Below are 17,196 nucleotides of genomic sequence, written 5' to 3'. Positions count from 1 at the left end.
CACGTCAGCGGACCTGCGTGACCTCGAACTGCATGCGCGGGTGGGCGTAGGCCTCCTGCGCCTCGATCAGTCGGAGCTCGCGCGAACCCGCGTCGTACGTCTGCTGCAGCAGGTCGAAGACGCTCGAGGTCGTCCGCGCGAGGGCGTCCGCCGCGTCGCCGGTGCGGCGGAAGTGCGCCGTGAACAGGGCTGCCGTGACATCACCCGAGCCGTTGGCCTTCATCGGGATGTGGGGGGTGCGGACGATCCACGCGCCGTCGTCCGTGACCGCGAGCATCTCGATCGTCCCCTCGGGGCGGTCGGGACGCTCGACGCTCGTGACGAGGACCGTCGACGGGCCCATCGCCCGGGCGGCGTCGACCGACGCGAGCGTCGACTCGAGGTCCGACGGCTCGGTCCCGGTGAGGAACCCCAGTTCGAACTGGTTCGGGGTGATGAGGTCGGCGGCCGGGACGACCCGCTCGCGCAGCAGGACCGGGATGGCGGGGGCCACGAAGCATCCGCTCTTCGCGTTGCCCATGACGGGGTCGCACGCGTAGATCGCGCTCGGGTTGGCGGCCTTCACGCGGGCGACCGCGTCGAGGATGACGTCGCCGATGCCCTCGCCGCCCTGGTACCCCGAGAGGACGGCGTCGATCTCGCCGAACGCGCCGCGCTCCTCGATGCCGGTGATGACGTCGGCGACGTCCTGCGGGCTGATGAGCGGGCCGCGCCACGCGCCGTACCCGGTGTGGTTCGAGAAGTTCACGGTGTACACCGGGTACACCTCGACGCCGATGCGCTGCAGCGGGAACACCGCGGCGGAGTTTCCGACGTGACCGTACGCGACGGCGGACTGGATGGAGAGGATCTTCACGGGGCGGTACTCGCTTCCGGTGAGGGCGCGATGGCTCGCGCCGAGGCGGCGACGTCGGCGGCCAGGCGCGCGAGGTCGGTGTCGGACAGATCGTGGACGGTCAGGCGCAGGCGGTGGGTCGCCGCGGGATCGGCGAGGACGAACTCGTCGCCGGGACGGGCGAGCCACCCACGACGCATGAGCTGCTCGGCGACGGCGCGGGCGGGAGCGGGGACGCTCACCCACACGCTCAGCCCGTCGCCCGCCGCGGTGGGCAGGCCGAGTCGCGTGAGCTCCCCGGCGAAGCGGTCGTTACGTGCGCGGTAATGGCGTGCGGCGCGCTCCACCCCGGCCAGGACGGCGTCGTCGGAGACGAGCGCGAGCACGAGACGCTGCAGCAGGTGGCTCACCCAGGTGGACCCGGGGCTCAGTCGGCGCGCCAGGCGCTCGGCGGTCTCGGTGTCGCTCGCGGTGACCGCGACGCACATGTCGGGCCCGAGGAATTTCGACACCGAGCGGATGAGGGCCCACCGTCGGTGCCCGGGCCCGATGATCGAGTGGTACGGCTCGCGCGAGAGCATCGAGAAGTGGTCGTCCTCGATCACGAGGACATACGGATGCTGCTCCAGCACGGCGCGCAGCTGCGCCGCCCGCTCGGCCGTCAGGCTCACACCGGTGGGGTTCTGCGCGCGCGGGGTGCACACGATGGCGCGCACGCCGGCGTCGAGCGCGGCGCGTAGTCCGGCGACCGTCATCCCCTGATCGTCGACGGGGATCGGGACCGGCCGGTAACCGCCGATCCGCACCGTGCGGAGGGCGGAGAGGAAGCAGGGATCCTCGAGCCCGACGGCGTCGTCGCGGGTGAGGGCGTCGGCGAAGAGGCGCTCGAGCGCGTCGACCGCGCCGCCCGTGATGGTGAGACGCAGCTCGGCGCGTTCGGGCAGATCCTTCGCGATCCACTGAGACGCCCACGTTTCGAGGTCGGGGTCGATCGTCGGTTCGCCGTAGAGGACGGGCCGACCCGCGAGGCTCGACAGCGCATGCGAGGGGTCCGGGATGAGCGCGGGGTCCGGGTTCCCCGTCCCGATGTCGCGCAGCACGGTGTCGGCGGCGAAGCCCTCCTGCGCCGGGTCGGAGCGCGGCGCGACGCGGGTACCGGCGCGGCCGGCGGTCTCGACCGCTCCGGCGGCGGCGAGGAGGCGGTACGCGGCGACGACCGTGTTGCGGTTCACCCCGACGAGGTCGGCGAGTGCGCGGACGGAGGGGAGCGCGGCGCCGGGGGTGAGGTCGCCGCGGTCGATGAGGGCACGGATGCTGTCCGCGATCTCGGCGGCGGTCTCGCCGCCGATCGTCAGGACATCGTCTGCCATGGGACGAGTCTATGTCCGTGTCATGCTAACTTTTGGCCTATGCCAACGAACACGACTGGAACCGCGCGGGTGAAGCGCGGCCTCGCCGAGATGCTCAAGGGCGGCGTCATCATGGACGTCGTCACCGCCGACCAGGCCAAGATCGCCGAGGACGCCGGCGCCGTCGCCGTCATGGCGCTCGAACGCGTGCCCGCCGACATCCGCGCCCAGGGTGGGGTCGCCCGCATGAGCGACCCCGACCTCATCGACGACATCATCGCGTCGGTCTCCATCCCCGTGATGGCCAAGGCGCGCATCGGGCACTTCGTCGAGGCGCAGGTGCTGCAGGAGCTCGGTGTCGACTACATCGACGAGTCCGAGGTGCTCTCACCCGCCGACTACGTGAACCACATCGACAAGTGGGACTTCACGGTGCCGTTCGTCTGCGGGGCGACGAACCTCGGCGAGGCCCTGCGACGCATCACCGAAGGTGCGGCCATGATCCGCTCGAAGGGCGAGGCCGGTACCGGCGACGTGTCCGAGGCGATGAAGCACATCCGCAAGATCCGTGGTGAGATCGCCGCTCTCTCCGCGCTGCCGAAGGACGAGCTCTACGTCGCGGCCAAGGAACTGCAGGCGCCCTACCAGCTCGTCACCGAGGTCGCCGAGACCGGCACCCTGCCCGTCGTCCTCTTCGTCGCCGGCGGTGTCGCGACACCCGCGGACGCGGCCATGATGATGCAGCTCGGAGCCGACGGCGTCTTCGTGGGCTCGGGCATCTTCAAGAGCGGCAACCCCGCCGAACGCGCCGCGGCGATCGTCAAGGCGACGACGTTCCACGACGACGCGAAGGTGATCGCCGACGTCTCGCGGGGGCTCGGTGAGGCGATGGTCGGCATCAACGTCTCCGACCTCGCCGCACCCCACCGGCTCGCCGAGCGGGGATGGTGACCGCTCCCCGCGTCGGCGTCCTCGCCCTCCAGGGCGACGTCCGCGAACACACGCGCGTGCTCGCCGAGCTCGGCGCCGACGTCGTCCCGGTCCGCCGGCCGGAGGAGCTCGCGCAGGTGCAGGGGCTCGTGCTCCCGGGGGGCGAGTCGAGTGTCATCGACAAGCTCGCCCGCGCGTTCGGGATGCACGAGCCCATCCGTTCCGCCATCGCGGAGGGGATGCCGGTGTACGGCACCTGTGCCGGCCTCATCCTCCTCGCCGATCGCCTCGCGGACGGGATCGCCGGGCAGCAGACGTTCGGCGGCCTGGACGTGACGGTGCGCCGGAACGCGTTCGGTGGCCAGGTCGAGTCCTTCGAGACCGAGCTCTCGGTGCCGGCGGTCGGCGAGCCGCCGGTGCGCGCGACCTTCATCCGCGCCCCCGTCGTCGAAGAGGTCGGACCGGCGGCCGAGGCGATCGCCGCCCTCCCCGACGGCAGGGTCGTGGGGGTGCGCCAGGGCGCGGTCATCGGCCTCTCCTTCCACCCGGAGCTCGATGCCGAGACGCGTTTCCACGAGTTGTTCCTTGCGAGCGTGCGCGACGCGTAGCGGCCTCATGTCGGCACGGTCGTAGACTGGACCCCGCGCTTTTTCCGAGAGGAGTCCCGTGAGCGGACATTCCAAGTGGGCCACCACGAAGCACAAGAAGGCCGTCATCGACGCGCGTCGTGCGAAGTCGTGGGCGAAGCTCATCAAGAACATCGAGGTCGCCGCCAAGCTGGGTGGTGCGGACCTGCAGGGCAACCCGACCCTCTTCGACGCCGTCCTGAAGGCGAAGAAGACCTCGGTCCCGAAGGACAACATCGACCGCGCCATCAAGCGCGGCGCCGGCATCGGCGGCGAGTCGGTCGAGTACACCTCGATCATGTACGAGGCCTACGGACCCAACGGCGTGGCGCTCATGGTCGAGTGTCTGACCGACAACAAGAACCGTGCCGCCGCGGAGGTCCGCACGGCCCTCACCCGGAACGGCGGCACCCTCGCCGATCCGGGATCGGTCGCGTACAACTTCACCCGCAAGGGCGTCATCGTCGTCTCCGGTGAGGGGACGACCGAGGACGACCTCATGATGGCGGCTCTCGAAGCCGGTGCCGAGGAGATCGAGCCGCGGGCCGAGGGCTTCGAGGTCGTCACCGAGGCATCCGATCTCGTCTCGGTGCGCACCGCGCTCACCGACGCCGGCATCGAGTACGACTCGGCCGACGTCGAGTTCGTCCCGAACCTCAAGGTCGAGATCGACGCCGACACCGCGCGCAAGATCTTCCGCCTCATCGACGCCCTCGAGGACAGCGACGACGTGCAGAACGTCTACGCCAACTTCGACCTGACGCCCGAGGTCCAGGCCGAGCTCGAGACCGACGACGAGGACTGACTCCGCAGGCGCGCCGACGAGCGGATGCCGCACCTCCCGCCTAGCGTGGGGGAGTGGCATCCGCTCTTCGCGTCCTCGGCATCGATCCGGGACTCACCCGCTGCGGCGTGGGGGTCGTCGACGTGCGCGCCGATAGATCGGCCACGCTCGTGCACGTCGGTGTCGTCCGTTCGGCGACCGATGCGCCGATCGAGCAGCGGCTCGCGAGCATCGCGGCCGGCATCCGCGCGGTGATCGCCGATCACGGGCCTGACGTCGTGGCCGTCGAGCGGGTCTTCGCCCAGCAGAACCGCAACACGGTCATGGGGACGGCGCAGGCCAGCGGCATCGCGCTGCTGCTCGCCGCCGAGCACGGGCTGCCCGCCGCGACGCACACGCCCTCCGAGGTCAAGGCCGCCATCACGGGGTACGGCAACGCCGAGAAGCTGCAGGTGCAGACGATGGTCGCGCGGGTGCTGCGCCTCGACGCGCTGCCTCAGCCCGCCGACGCCGCCGACGCGCTGGCCCTCGCGCTTTGCCACGCGTGGCGTCGCGGTCCGGCCGCTGGAGGCGCCGCCGCGGCGCTCACCCCCGCCCAGCGTGCGTGGGCCGCCGCTGAGAAGGCGACGCGACGCTGAGACCGCACGTCCCAGGTGTGTCGCTCGAACATAGGTCCGAAGGCTCGCTTAGGCTCGGATCATGATCTCCTCGCTGCGCGGCCGTGTGCTGCACCTCGAACCCGACTCGGTCGTCATCGACGTGCACGGGGTCGGTTACGCGGTCGCCGTCACGGCGCAGCACGCGCGGCAGCTCCACCTCGGCGATGAGGTCTTCGTGCACACCTCGATGATCGTCCGCGAGGATGCCATGCTGCTGTTCGGCTTCGAGGACCGGTCCGAACTCGACGTGTTCGGCCATCTGCTCAGTGTCTCGGGTGTCGGACCGAAGTCCGCGCTCGGGGTGCTCTCGGCCCTCACAGTCGATCAGATCGCGACCGCGGTCGCCGATGAGGACGACGCGCCCTTCCGCCGCGTCTCGGGCATCGGCCCGAAGACCGCCAAACTGATCGTCGTGCAGCTCGCCGGCAAGCTCACCGCGCCGGCCCGCGCGACGCCCGGCGTCCCCGCCGCGCAGGGTCTCGGCGTGCAGCTGGCGGCGGCGCTCGTCGCGCTGGGGTGGAGCGAGCGCGTCGCGACGGAGACCGCCGAGAACGTCCTGGCCGAGGCGCCCGCGGGAGCCACCGTGCCGGCGCTGCTCAAGCTCGCTCTCGCCCATCTCGGTCCCGCACGTGCGGAGCGCACCGGTGTCTGAGGCCCGCGACCAGCGCCTTCCCGAGGACGAGGGCGAACTCGCCGTCGAAGGCGCGCTGCGCCCGGGGTCGCTCGCCGAGTTCGTCGGTCAGATGAAGGTGCGCGGGCAGCTGCAGTTGCTGTTGGATGCCGCCCGCATCCAGCAGCGTCCGGCCGACCACATCCTGCTGTCGGGCCCTCCGGGGCTCGGCAAGACCACCCTCGCGATGATCGTCGCGCACGAGAGCGAGCGTCCTCTGCGGATGTCGAGCGGACCCGCGATCCAGCACGCCGGAGATCTCGCCGCCCTGCTGTCGAGCCTGGTGCCCGGCGAGGTCCTCTTCATCGACGAGATCCACCGGATGGCGCGCTCGGCCGAGGAGATGCTGTACCTCGCGATGGAGGACTTCCGGGTCGACATCATGGTCGGCAAGGGGGCCGGGGCCACCAGCATCCCGCTCGATCTCGCTCCCTTCACCCTCGTCGGCGCGACGACGCGGTCGGGAATGCTGCCGAACCCGCTGCGCGACCGGTTCGGCTTCACCGCCCACCTCGAGTACTACGAGCCGATCGAGCTCGAGCAGGTCATCGCCCGTTCGGCGGTGATGCTCGACGTCGACCTGCCGGCGGCATCCCGCGCCGAGATCGCACGTCGGTCGCGCGGCACACCCCGCATCGCGAATCGGCTGCTGCGCCGGGTGCGGGACTACGTCGTGGTCCACGGCGGCTCCTCGACGCAGGCGACGACGGCGGACGTGTCCGCCGCGCTCGACCTGTACGACGTCGACGATTTGGGACTCGACCGGCTCGACCGCGCGGTGCTCGACGCCCTCGTACGCCGCTTCCGCGGCGGCCCCGTGGGGCTCAACACCCTTGCGGTGACGGTGGGGGAGGAGGCCGACACCATCGAGTCGGTCGTCGAGCCCTACCTCGTGCGCATCGGCTTCATGGGGCGCACCCCCCGCGGGCGCGTCGCGACCCCCGAGGCGTACGCGCACCTGGGCATCCCCCGCCACGACGGGGCGCTGACCCTCGATGACCTATAATCGCTGAAGGCTCCGGCCTCCCACCCTCTTCGCCGCATCGCTGCGGCGTGCCCACCCGAAAGGCGGACACCCGTTCATGTTGCTTCTCTCCCAGCAGAACACCACGCAGGCCACCGGAGGCAACTTCTTCACGGACTACGGCCTGCTCATCCTGCTGGCGGGTCTGCTCGTCTTCATGTTCATCAGCTCGCGTCGTCGCACGAAGCGGATGAAGGAGGAGCAGGAGAAGAAGGCCCTGCAGATGGTGCCCGGCGTGAAGGTGCTGCTCCAGGGCGGCCTCTACGGGACGATCGTCGAGTACGACCCGACCGACCTCTCGAAGCCTGCCCACGTCGAGCTCGCCCCGGGCATGGTCGTCGAGGTCCACAGCCAGGCGATCCTGCGCGCCGTCGAGGAGGAGGAGCCCGTCGTCGATGAGACCGAGCAGGTCCCCGGTGACGACGTGATCGTCTCCCGCGACGAGGCCGACGTCGACCCGCGCCCGGTCGACGGCACCCCCGACGCGGACGACAAGCCCAAGGCCTGACCTCACCGCTCCGGCGGCCCCTCACGAAAGTTCCCTCCGTGGCTTCATCCACCCCCGTCCGGCGCGCGTGGCGCGCACTGATCGGACTCCTGGCCCTGACGGCCGTCCTCTTCGGCGTGAACGCCGCGGGCGTCTACCTGTTCGAGCGGAGCTCGTGGGTTCCCGAGCTCGCCCTCGACCTGCAGGGCGGCACGCAGATCATCCTGCAGGCGCAGACGGAGGAGGGGGCGCAGCCCACCGCCGACCAGATGCAGCAGGCGGTCTCGATCATCCGCCAGCGCGTGGATGCCTCGGGTGTCGGTGAGACCGACATCACCACGCAGGCGGGCAACCAGATCGTCGTCCAGCTCCCGGGCATCGCCGACGAGGAGACCCGCGACCGCATCGGCCGTTCGGCGCAGATGCAGCTGCGCGCGGTGCTCTACACCGCCGCTCCGACGAACACCTTCATCGGCGAGGACGGCAAGGAGACGCCCTACCCGACCCCGGGCCCCTCGCTGAACGCGACGCCCACCCCGTCGCCGACCAACGGCAGCGACTTGTCGTGGGCGACGGAGGAGGTCCAGGCCGAGTTCCTCGCCTACGACTGCGCGAACCCCGCGAACGACGCCGCACAGGAGCCCGCCGACCAGCCGCTCATCACGTGCGACGCCGACGGGTCGGCGAAGTACCTGCTCGGACCGGTCGAACTCGACGGTTCGGCCATCTCGGACGCGTCGAACGGTCTCAACTCGCAGAACGGTCAGTGGGCCGTCAACATCGTCTTCGACAGCGCCGGGACGGAGACCTTCGGCGAGATCAGCCAGCGTCTGTTCAACCTGCAGCCGCCGCAGAACCAGTTCGCCTTCGTGCTCGACGGCGAGGTCATCTCGGCCCCGTCGATGAACGCGGTCATCACCGACGGCAAGCCGCAGATCACCGGCAACTTCGACCAGGAGACCTCGAAGACCCTCGCCGACCAGCTCAAATACGGTGCCCTGCCGCTGAGCTTCGAGGTGCAGAGCAGCAACGCGATCTCGGCGACGCTCGGTTCCCAGCAGCTGCTGATCGGCCTCGTCGCGGGGCTCATCGGTCTCGCCCTCGTCGCGGTCTACTCGCTCGTGGTCTACCGCGCGCTCGGGTCGGTCATCATCGCCTCGCTCGCCGTGATGGGCATCCTGACCTACATCACGCTCTGCATCCTCGCCTGGCGCATGGGCTTCCGCCTGTCGCTGGCCGGTGTCGCGGGCCTCATCGTGACGATCGGCTTCACCGCCGACTCGTTCATCGTCTACTTCGAGCGCATCCGAGACGAGCTCCGTGACGGCAAGTCGATCACGAGTGCGGTGGAGGACGGCTGGGCACGCGCCAAGCGGACGATCTACATCTCGAAGTCGATCAACATCCTCGCCGCCGTGGTGCTTTACATCCTCGCCGACGCGACCGTGAAGGGCTTCGCCTTCACGCTGGGTCTCACGACCGTCATCGACGTGCTCATCTTCGTGCTCTTCACCCACCCGGTGCTGCAGCTGCTCGCGCGCACGTCGTTCTTCGGGGGCGGACACCCGCTGTCCGGGCTCGACCCGACCGCGCTCGGCGCGGTGTATCGCGGCCGTGCGCAGTTCCGCGCCCCGGTGGCCGCGGGCGGAAAGTCGCAATCCGACAAGCGGTCGTCGAGGTCCCGCAGTGAGGCGGTCCGCCGCCAGACGATCGCCGAGCGCAAGCTCGCGCAGCAGAGCGGCGATACCCGCTCCGCAGGGGAGGGGGACGACTGATGCGCTCCATGAACGATTTCGGTAACGACCTGTACACGGGGAAGGTCTCCTTCCCGTTCGTCGGCCGTCGGCGCCTCTGGTTCCTCATCGCGGCGATCCTCGTGATCGGTTCGGCGCTGGTGCCGGTCTTCCGCCCCATCCAGTTCTCGATCGAGTTCACGGGCGGCTCGCAGTTCACCGTCAACGACGTCGCCTCTCCGGATCAGCTGCGCGCGACCGATGCGGTGCAGTCAGTGGTCCCGGATGCCGCGACCCGCGTCACGACGGTCGGCGACGACAGCCTGCGCATCCAGACCGACCAGCTGGGTGAGCTGGAAACGCGCCAAGTGACCTCCGCCCTCGTCGAGGCGTTCAACGTTCCGGATGACAGCGTGAGCTCGTCCTTCATCGGTCCGAGCTGGGGTGAGAGCGTCACCCGGCAGTCGTTGTGGGGTTTGGCGATCTTCCTCGTGCTGACGTTCCTGATCCTGGCGCTGTACTTCCGCACGTGGAAGATGTCCGTCGCGGCGATGATCGGTCTCGTCGACGTGCTCGTCGTGACGGTCGGGGTGTACGCGCTATTCGGGTTCGAGATCTCCCCGGCGGCCGTCATCGGCTTCCTCACGATCCTGTCGTACTCGCTGTATGACACGACGGTCGTGTTCGACAAGATCCGCGAGAACACGTTCGAAGACGGGGAGAAGTCCGGGAGGACGTTCGGCGAGTCGGTCAACCTCGCGGTGAACCAGACGCTCGTCCGCTCGATCAACACGACCGTCGTGGCCGTGCTGCCGACGGGAGCGATCCTCTTCATCGGCGCCCTGTGGCTCGGTGCGCAGACGCTCACCGACATCTCGCTCTCGATCTTCGTCGGAACGATCGTCGCGGCCTATTCGACGCTGTTCGTCGCGGCCCCGCTGTACTCGCTGCTGCGCGAGAACGAGTCCGACCTCAAGGCGCGGGATCAGCGCGTCATCGAGGCCCGTTCGGCCGCCGTCGCCGCGGTCTGAGCCGGATGCGCGCGGGCGTAGGATTGTCCTCCAGTTCCACGCGCGTGCGGACAGACGGGAGGCGATCGCATGGCTGAGGCGGTCACCCCGACAGGAACCGCGAACGGGGGCCAGTCGCTGCGCCGACTCGTGCCGCGCATCTTCTCCCGCGCCCCCTCGCGGGACGCGCTCGAGGAGCTCATGCGCACGGTGCGCATGCACCACCCCAAGGGCGACATCGCGATCGTGGAGCGGGCCTACCGCACCGCCGCGAAGGCGCACGCGTCGCAGAAGCGTCAGAGCGGCGAGCCGTACATCACGCACCCCCTCGCCGTCGCGCAGATCCTCGCCGAGCTGGGCCTCGGCCCCCGCGCCATCGCGGCGGCCCTCCTGCACGACACGGTCGAGGACACCGACTACTCGCTCGACCAGTTGACGGCGGACTTCGGCGACGAGGTCGCGATGCTCGTGGACGGCGTCACGAAGCTCGACAAGGTCAAGTACGGCGATGCGGCACAGGCCGAGACCGTGCGGAAGATGATCGTCGCGATGTCGAAGGACATCCGCGTGCTCCTCATCAAGCTCGCCGATCGCCTCCACAACGCGCGCACGTGGGGCTTCGTTCCGCCCGAGAAGGCCGCCAAGAAGGCCCGCGAGACCCTCGAGATCTACGCGCCGCTGGCGCACCGCCTCGGCATCCAGACCGCGAAGAGCGAACTCGAGGACCTCTCGTTCGCCGTCCTGCACCCGAAGCTCTACGCCGAGATCGACTCGCTGGTCAAGCAGCGCACCCCGCAGCGCGAGCAGTACGTGCACACGGTCATCGACGCCGTGGAGACGGACCTACGCGATCTCCGTATCCGCGGTCGTGTCATGGGTCGGCCGAAGCAGCTCTACTCCGTGTACCAGAAGATGGTGGTCCGCGGTCGCGAGTTCGACGACATCTACGACCTCATCGGCATCCGGATCATGGTGAACACGGTCCGCGACTGCTACGCCGTGCTCGGCGCGATCCACGCGCGGTGGACCCCGATCCCCGGGCGGTTCAAGGACTACATCGCCACGCCGAAGTTCAACCTCTACCAGTCCCTCCACACGACCGTGATCGGTCCCGGCGGGCGCACGGTCGAGATCCAGATCCGCACCCACGAGATGCACCAGCAGGCCGAGTACGGTGTGGCGGCGCACTGGAAGTACAAGGAGCAGATCGCCGGCGGCAAGGCCGACTCCAAGGCCATCGACCAGGACATGGCCTGGCTGGCGCACATCTCGGACTGGCAGGCCGAGACCGCCGATCCGGGGGAGTTCCTCGACTCGCTCCGGTTCGAGATCGGTGCGAAGGAGGTCTACGTCTTCACGCCGAAGGGACGAGTCATCGGTCTTCCGGCCGGGGCGACCCCCGTCGACTTCGCGTACGCCGTCCACACCGAGATTGGCCACCGCACGATGGGCGCGAAGGTCAACGGCCGCCTCGTGCCGCTCGAGTCCGAACTCCACTCGGGTGACGTCGTCGAGGTGTTCACCTCGAAGAACCCGGATGCCGGGCCGAGCCAGGACTGGCTGGCGTTCGTCAAGAGCACCCGGGCGCGCAACAAGATCCGCGGCTGGTTCACGAAGGAGCGCCGCGACGAGGCGGTCGAGCAGGGCAAGGACGCGATCGCCCGTGCGATGCGCCGCCAGAACCTGCCGATGCAGCGTCTGATGAGCCAGGACTCGTTCACCGCGGTGGCTCACCAGTTGCGCTACGAGGACGTCACCGCCCTCTACGCCGCAGTCGGCGAAGGACACGTCTCGACCCAGTCCGTAATCGAGAAGGTCACCGCGCTCGTGCGCTCGGAGGAGGAGGACACCTCCACCGGTCCGATCGACCTGCCCGCCGTCGGTCGGTCTAAGGCGCCGCGCGGCGGCGACTCCGGCGTGCTGGTGCGGGGTGCTCCCGACATCCTCGTGAAGCTCGCCAAGTGCTGCACGCCGGTGCCGGGCGACGAGATCGTCGGGTTCGTCACGCGCGGCAGCGGGGTCTCGGTCCATCGCGCGGACTGCACGAACGCGGCGGCGTTGCGCGACCAGCCCGATCGGATGATCGAGGTGTCGTGGGCGCCGACGTCGAAGAGCGTGTTCCTCGTTCACATCCAGGTCGAGGCGCTCGACCGGTCGGGCCTGCTGAGCGACATCACGCGGGTGCTCAGCGAGCACCACGTGAACATCCTCTCGGCATCCGTTCAGACGACCAACGACCGCCTCGCCCTCAGCCGCTACGTTTTCGAGATGGGCGACACGGTGCACCTCGACCGCGTGCTGAACGCCGTCCGCCGGATCGACGCCGTGTACGACGTCTACCGGGTCACCTCGTCCTGACGCCTCCGGAGCTCGGTGGCGGCCGCCCGTTTGTGGTGGACAGGTCCGGAGGTCTCGACCCAGCTCAGCGCATCCGCGAGGAGCTCCGGGCGCCACGCCAGCACGTCGTCGACCAGCCGTGGCGGACCGGCGCCGACGACGGCGTCCCGGACGAGGTCGACGAGCGTTCGCACCGGCGTCGTCACAGCCACGCCGCTGATGGTCTCGACGTCGGAGGCGGGCAGGGCCACGTCGCGGAAGCGGATGCGGGTGTCGAGGGGGACGGCAGCCCGCGTCCGGCCGGCGCGCTGCAGGGTCTGGATGAGGGGCGGTTCGGGGATCGCCCCGTGCACCCACGCCGCGCTCGCGTGCGTGACGGCCCGGTGGACCCCGGCGACCCCGCGGAACGAGGCCGCACGCAGTTCGCGCGTCTCGACGGCATCGGCGGGCATGAACGCCTCGCCGATCTCGACGAGGTCTCCATCCAGCCGGGCTGCGGTCAACTCGGCGGTCGACAGGCGGTCATCGGCGAAGTAGAGGAACGGCCACATGAGGGCAGTCTGCGCCACCGCGCCGAGACGACGACGCCGCGGCGGGACTCTGTGGAGAATCCCGCCGCGGCGACGGTGCTGTGTCGGAGGCGGTCAGCCGCCGAGGGCGCGCAGCCAGCCCTTGCGGGCTTCGAGCGCGTCCTTCGCCTTGGCGATCGCGGCCTTGTCCTTCGAGGCCTCGGCGGCGGCGAGCTCGTCCTCGAGCTTGGATATCGCATCCTGGAGCTGGCTCGTCATGTCGTTCTGACGCGCCTTCGTCTCGGGGTTGTTGCGCTTCCAATCCTCGTCCTCGCGCGCCTTCAGCGCGGTCTCGACCTTGCGGAGCTGGTCGTCCAGGCCGCGCTCCGTGTCGCGCGGGAAGACCCGACCGATCTCATCCCACTGGCGCTGGATGTTGGTGAGGAGAGCGCGCGCCTTGCCGTTGTCCTTCTCCTTCGCGACGCCGGCGGCCTCGTCGAGGAGTGCGCGCTTGGCCTCGATCTTCTCCTTGGACGCCTCGACGTCGCCGTTCTCGCGTTCGATGCGCGCACCGTAGAGCACGTCGCCGGCGGCCTTGAAACGGGCCCACAGTGCGTCGTCCGCCTTCTTGCCCGCGCGACCGGCGGACTTCCACTGGTCGAGCAGCGTGCGGTAGGCGGCGATGCCGTCCTCACCCTGCGGCGCGAGGGCCTCGGCGCGCTCGACCAGTCGGGTCTTCGCGTCGCGGGCGGCCTTGTGCTGCTCGTCGAGGCTCGAGTAGAACTCGCGGCGGTTCTTGTCGATCACCGCGCGCGCGTCGCGGAACCGCTTCCAGAGCTGCTGACCGACGGCCTTCGGCAGGCGCGGGCCGCTGCTCTGGTGCTCCTGCCAGCGGGCGAACAGGGCGGCCACGTCCGCGGTCGTCTGCTTCCACTGGATGGACCGCGGGTCCTTCGCGGCGATCGCCTCGATCTCGGCGACGATCGACTCGCGCTCGGTCACCGCGGCATCCACTGCGGCACGCTGCGCCTGGGCCTCCTCGGCGCTCGCCTCGGAGAGGGCGCCTTCGAGTGCCGTCACGCGGGCTTCGAGCGCGGCCAGGTCGCCGACGGCGGCGGCACCGTCCAGGCGCTCCCGGATGGTGCGTGCCGTGGAACGGAGGTCGGATGCGGAGGCGCCGCCGCGACGGTGTCGCACTTCGAGGAGCGTCACCTCGGACGCGAGGTCGGCGAACTTGCGCTCGAAGTAGGCCAGTGCCTCTTCGGGGGTGCCGTCGGGGTACTGCCCGACGACACGCCACTGGTCGCCCTCACGGACGGAAACGGTGCCGTCGTCGTCGACGCGGCCCCACGGCTGGGTCTCGGCGGATTCAGGGGTGGCGGAACTCACGGGGGTCACCTCGTCGGCGGCATGCGCCGCATGGGGGTCGGATTAGTGACTCAGCCTAGTACGGCGGTCACGGGGTCGGAGAGGGGGTCGGCGAGCCCGACGGTGAGGCGGACGGCGTCGGCGACCCGCTCGGTCCCGGGGTGGGTGTCCCGCTGGGGGAGGCGGGCGCGGTCGGTGTCGGCTCCGGCTCCGGCATGCCCGGCCCGAGCGTGTAATAGGCGACCTGCGCACCCAGCAAGGCGGCGATCAGGAGGCCGCCGGCGACGCCCGCGATCAGGTTGTCCCGGCGCCTGCGCTGGATGACGGAGGCGTGGAACCGGCGCCGCGCCTCATACAGTCGGGCACGCTCGCGCTCCTGCGCACTGTCGCGCCCCTTGCCCCTGCCCGCTGCCACGGTGATCCTCTCGTCGGCGCCGCGCACGCCCGCGCGGCCATCTGCAGAGTATTCAGTCCCCGGCATCCGTTCCAAACCGGAGCCCCGCAGCCTCGGCACGATGTCGGTGGGGGCGGTTAGCCTGGGGGGATGGCCCAGAGTGACGCGCTTTTCCGTGGTGCGACGCCGCTGGCCGTGAGGATGCGGCCCGCATCGCTCGACGAGGTCGCAGGGCAGACGCACTTGTTGCGCCCCGGCTCCCCGCTCGTGGCTCTCGCCGACCCCGGCCGCGCGACGACCGGAGCCGTGTCGGTGATCCTCTGGGGCCCGCCCGGCACGGGCAAGACGACGCTCGCCCAGGCCATCGCGCGGACGTCGGGCCGTCGGTTCGTCGAACTGTCCGCGGTGACCGCGGGCGTGAAGGACGTGCGCGAGGTCATGCAGGAGGCGATGACCCAGCGCGACCTGTACGGGACGTCGACCATCCTGTTCCTCGACGAGATCCACCGGTTCACCAAGGCGCAGCAGGACGCCCTGCTGCCCGGCGTCGAGAACGGATGGGTCATCCTCATCGCCGCGACCACCGAGAACCCCTCGTTCTCGGTGATCTCGCCGCTCCTGTCGCGCTCGCTCCTGCTCACCCTGCAGCCGCTGACGGACGCCGACCTCGGCATGCTGATCGACCGCGCCGTGACCGACGCTCGCGGACTCGCCGGGACCGTCGAGCTCTCGGACGACGCACGTGCCGCGCTCGTCCACCTCGCCTCGGGCGACGCACGCCGCGCCCTCACCTCGCTGGAGGCCGCCGCGGCCATGGCGGAGCCCGGGGAGGACACCCCGGTCATCACCGCCGAACACGTCGCCCAGGCCGTCGACCGCGCTCTCCTGCGCTACGACCGGCAGGGCGACGAGCACTACGACGTCATCAGCGCGTTCATCAAGTCGATCCGCGGTTCGGATCCGGATGCCGCCATGCACTACCTCGCCCGCATGATCGAAGCCGGGGAGGACCCGCGTTTCATCGCGCGACGGCTCGTGATCTCGGCCGCCGAGGACATCGGCCTCGCCGATCCGCAGGCGCTGCAGATCGCGGTCGCGGCCGCCGACGCCGTGGCCTTCATCGGGATGCCGGAGGGCCGCATCCCTCTCGCGGAGGCGACGGCGTACCTGGCGACGACGGCCAAGTCGAACGCGGCGTACAACGCCATCAACGCCGCGATCGCGGACGTCCGCGCGGGCGGCTTCGGGCGGGTGCCGGTGCACCTGCGCGACGCGCACTACGCGGGAGCCAAACGCCTCGGTCACGGCAAAGGCTACGTCTACCCGCACGACCTCGACGTGGGCGTCGCGACCCAGCAGTACCTCCCTGACGAGCTGCGCGGCCGACGCTATTACGAGCCGACCTCGCGCGGCGTCGAGCGCGACATCTCCGCCCGCCTGGAGAAGATCCGGAAGATCCTCGGTGAGTGACCCCTGGGAGCGCCGCATCGAGTCGGTCTGGGAGGGTGCGGACGACGGGAAGCCGGAAGCGCTGCGATCGGCGATGGCGGACGCCCTCGCCGGGCGCCCGGAGGACGACGCGCGGTGCCTGTTCGAGCGGGCATCGGTCGAGGACTTCCTCGGGGAGGAGGCGGCCGCCATCCCGCTGTACCGGCGCGCGCTGGATGCGGGACTCCGCCCGCCCTTCCGCAGTCAGGCGATCATCCAGCTCGCGAGTTCGCTCCGGAACGTCGGCGATGCCTCCGGGGCGATGGCGGCCCTCAAGGGGATCGATCCCGCCGACCCGCTGTCCGCGGCGGCGGCAGGATTCGAGGCCCTCGCGCTCTACGACGACGACAAGCCCGCGCGTGCCCTGCGGACCGCGCTCGGCGCTCTCGCGGACGAGGTTCCCCTCTACGGTCGTGCGCTGCGCGCCTATGCGGCGGACGTCCGCACACGCCCCCGCATCCGGGTCATCGCCGTCGCAGTGCTGATCCGCGACGGCCACGTCCTCGCCGAGGAGTACGCCGCGACGCCGGCCCGTCCCGCGTTCCTTCGCGCTCCCGGCGGAGGAGTGCAGCCGGGCGAGACCGCGGAGGCGGCCGTCCGACGCGAGATCGCCGAGGAGCTGGGGGTGACCGTCACCGAGACCCGACTCGTCGGGGTGGTTGAGAACATCTTCGACAACGAGGGCCGGCCGGGGCACGAGATCGCCTACGTCTTCGCGATCCGGAGCCCCGAGCTGGAGGCCCACCCGCGGGGCGACCGCCTGCCCGTACTCGACGGCGACACGACCGTCGGCTGGTACCGCCTCGAGGACGTGTCGGAGGAGTCCGTGCCGTTCTATCCGCCCGGAGCCCTCGATCTGGCACGCGGCCGGGGATGAAGCCGCCCGTCTGTTAGACTTGACCGGCTCGAAACCGTGTTTTCGGGCATCCTCTTCTCTCTTTCCCACCTTTCGGCGTGCCCCGGCGTGCAGTCCGGAAGGGCGAGAGACGGCGA

The 17,196-nt window shown here is 70.2% G+C and carries 17 protein-coding genes; 12 read left to right on the top strand and 5 right to left on the bottom strand.

Annotated elements, in window-relative coordinates:
* Nucleotides 1–4: 4 nt before the first annotated feature.
* Both pdxY and ACPEH0_RS03175 read right to left on the bottom strand, forming a co-directional pair.
* The gene (gene pdxY, locus ACPEH0_RS03180) at nt 5–856 is read right to left on the bottom strand and encodes a pyridoxal kinase PdxY (RefSeq protein ID WP_217531657.1); all 852 of its coding nucleotides are present in this window, start codon (nt 854–856) and stop codon (nt 5–7) included.
* Nucleotides 853–2,205 carry an aminotransferase class I/II-fold pyridoxal phosphate-dependent enzyme gene (locus ACPEH0_RS03175; protein WP_366213033.1) on the bottom strand — a complete coding sequence of 451 codons (1,353 nt, stop codon included), beginning with the start codon at nt 2,203–2,205 and terminating at the stop codon, nt 853–855. Before ACPEH0_RS03175 ends, pdxY begins: the two co-directional genes overlap by 4 nt.
* Before the next feature lie 39 nt (nt 2,206–2,244).
* Between ACPEH0_RS03175 and pdxS the strand changes: the two genes are divergently transcribed.
* The 10 genes from pdxS (at nt 2,245) to ACPEH0_RS03125 (ending at nt 12,465) form a co-directional block, all read left to right on the top strand.
* Entirely contained in the window at nt 2,245–3,135 is an 891-nt protein-coding gene (gene pdxS, locus ACPEH0_RS03170; RefSeq protein WP_366213035.1) for a pyridoxal 5'-phosphate synthase lyase subunit PdxS, read from the top strand.
* Entirely contained in the window at nt 3,129–3,722 is a 594-nt protein-coding gene (gene pdxT / locus ACPEH0_RS03165; RefSeq protein ID WP_366213036.1) for a pyridoxal 5'-phosphate synthase glutaminase subunit PdxT, read from the top strand. Before pdxS ends, pdxT begins: the two co-directional genes overlap by 7 nt.
* A gap of 58 nt (nt 3,723–3,780) precedes the next feature.
* Nucleotides 3,781–4,545, top strand: a complete 765-nt coding sequence (locus tag ACPEH0_RS03160) for a YebC/PmpR family DNA-binding transcriptional regulator (protein WP_217531651.1) — start codon at nt 3,781–3,783, stop codon at nt 4,543–4,545.
* A gap of 53 nt (nt 4,546–4,598) precedes the next feature.
* Complete coding sequence (ruvC, locus tag ACPEH0_RS03155) at nt 4,599–5,162, top strand: crossover junction endodeoxyribonuclease RuvC (RefSeq protein ID WP_366213037.1); 564 nt, start codon at nt 4,599–4,601, stop codon at nt 5,160–5,162.
* A gap of 61 nt (nt 5,163–5,223) precedes the next feature.
* Nucleotides 5,224–5,835 carry a Holliday junction branch migration protein RuvA gene (ruvA, locus tag ACPEH0_RS03150; protein ID WP_217531649.1) on the top strand — a complete coding sequence of 204 codons (612 nt, stop codon included), beginning with the start codon at nt 5,224–5,226 and terminating at the stop codon, nt 5,833–5,835.
* On the top strand, nt 5,828–6,859 hold the full coding sequence (gene ruvB, locus ACPEH0_RS03145) for a Holliday junction branch migration DNA helicase RuvB (protein WP_253034626.1): 1,032 nt from the start codon (nt 5,828–5,830) through the stop codon (nt 6,857–6,859). Before ruvA ends, ruvB begins: the two co-directional genes overlap by 8 nt.
* A gap of 76 nt (nt 6,860–6,935) precedes the next feature.
* Nucleotides 6,936–7,385, top strand: coding sequence for a preprotein translocase subunit YajC (locus ACPEH0_RS03140; protein ID WP_311283723.1), 450 nt, complete (start codon nt 6,936–6,938; stop codon nt 7,383–7,385).
* 38 nt (nt 7,386–7,423) lie between these two features.
* Nucleotides 7,424–9,139, top strand: a complete 1,716-nt coding sequence (gene secD / locus ACPEH0_RS03135) for a protein translocase subunit SecD (protein ID WP_366213038.1) — start codon at nt 7,424–7,426, stop codon at nt 9,137–9,139.
* A complete protein-coding gene (secF, locus tag ACPEH0_RS03130; RefSeq protein ID WP_217531645.1) occupies nt 9,139–10,128 on the top strand; it encodes a protein translocase subunit SecF in 990 nt (329 codons plus the stop codon). The genes secD and secF overlap by 1 nt, the downstream gene beginning before the upstream one ends.
* A gap of 69 nt (nt 10,129–10,197) precedes the next feature.
* Nucleotides 10,198–12,465, top strand: a complete 2,268-nt coding sequence (locus ACPEH0_RS03125; protein ID WP_359918755.1) for a RelA/SpoT family protein — start codon at nt 10,198–10,200, stop codon at nt 12,463–12,465.
* Here the strand turns inward: ACPEH0_RS03125 and ACPEH0_RS03120 are convergent.
* From ACPEH0_RS03120 to ACPEH0_RS03110, 3 genes are all read right to left on the bottom strand, one after another.
* Nucleotides 12,444–13,013 carry a type IV toxin-antitoxin system AbiEi family antitoxin gene (locus ACPEH0_RS03120; RefSeq protein WP_366213039.1) on the bottom strand — a complete coding sequence of 190 codons (570 nt, stop codon included), beginning with the start codon at nt 13,011–13,013 and terminating at the stop codon, nt 12,444–12,446. The two genes, ACPEH0_RS03125 and ACPEH0_RS03120, sit on opposite strands and share 22 nt — an antisense overlap.
* 75 nt (nt 13,014–13,088) lie before the next feature.
* Complete coding sequence (locus ACPEH0_RS03115; RefSeq protein ID WP_423719406.1) at nt 13,089–14,351, bottom strand: DUF349 domain-containing protein; 1,263 nt, start codon at nt 14,349–14,351, stop codon at nt 13,089–13,091.
* A gap of 58 nt (nt 14,352–14,409) precedes the next feature.
* On the bottom strand, nt 14,410–14,736 hold the full coding sequence (locus tag ACPEH0_RS03110; protein ID WP_217531642.1) for a dioxygenase: 327 nt from the start codon (nt 14,734–14,736) through the stop codon (nt 14,410–14,412).
* A gap of 129 nt (nt 14,737–14,865) precedes the next feature.
* On the opposite strand from ACPEH0_RS03110, the gene ACPEH0_RS03105 reads away from it, so the two are divergent.
* Nucleotides 14,866–16,185, top strand: coding sequence for a replication-associated recombination protein A (locus ACPEH0_RS03105; protein WP_366213040.1), 1,320 nt, complete (start codon nt 14,866–14,868; stop codon nt 16,183–16,185).
* Nucleotides 16,178–17,080 (top strand): tetratricopeptide repeat protein, encoded by a 903-nt coding sequence (locus tag ACPEH0_RS03100; protein ID WP_366213041.1) that lies wholly within the window; start codon nt 16,178–16,180, stop codon nt 17,078–17,080. The genes ACPEH0_RS03105 and ACPEH0_RS03100 overlap by 8 nt, the downstream gene beginning before the upstream one ends.
* Nucleotides 17,081–17,196: the final 116 nt, after the last annotated feature.

Origin of the sequence: Microbacterium sp. NPDC079356 (genome assembly GCF_049545465.1) — a bacterium.
Lineage (GTDB): Bacteria > Actinomycetota > Actinomycetes > Actinomycetales > Microbacteriaceae > Microbacterium > Microbacterium gawkjiense.
This window is presented reverse-complemented; position numbering and strand designations above follow the sequence as displayed.

Excerpts from the sequence above, each read along its gene's own strand:
- pdxT (WP_366213036.1), top strand. The coding sequence starts at position 3,129 with ATGGTGACCGCTCCCCGCGTCGGCGTCCTCGCCCTCCAGGGCGACGTC.
- ACPEH0_RS03125 (WP_359918755.1), top strand. The coding sequence starts at position 10,198 with ATGGCTGAGGCGGTCACCCCGACAGGAACCGCGAACGGGGGCCAGTCG.
- ACPEH0_RS03140 (WP_311283723.1), top strand. The coding sequence starts at position 6,936 with ATGTTGCTTCTCTCCCAGCAGAACACCACGCAGGCCACCGGAGGCAAC.
- pdxS (WP_366213035.1), top strand. The coding sequence starts at position 2,245 with ATGCCAACGAACACGACTGGAACCGCGCGGGTGAAGCGCGGCCTCGCC.
- secF (WP_217531645.1), top strand. The coding sequence starts at position 9,139 with ATGCGCTCCATGAACGATTTCGGTAACGACCTGTACACGGGGAAGGTC.
- ACPEH0_RS03105 (WP_366213040.1), top strand. The coding sequence starts at position 14,866 with ATGGCCCAGAGTGACGCGCTTTTCCGTGGTGCGACGCCGCTGGCCGTG.
- ACPEH0_RS03175 (WP_366213033.1), bottom strand. The coding sequence starts at position 2,205 with ATGGCAGACGATGTCCTGACGATCGGCGGCGAGACCGCCGCCGAGATC.
- ruvA (WP_217531649.1), top strand. The coding sequence starts at position 5,224 with ATGATCTCCTCGCTGCGCGGCCGTGTGCTGCACCTCGAACCCGACTCG.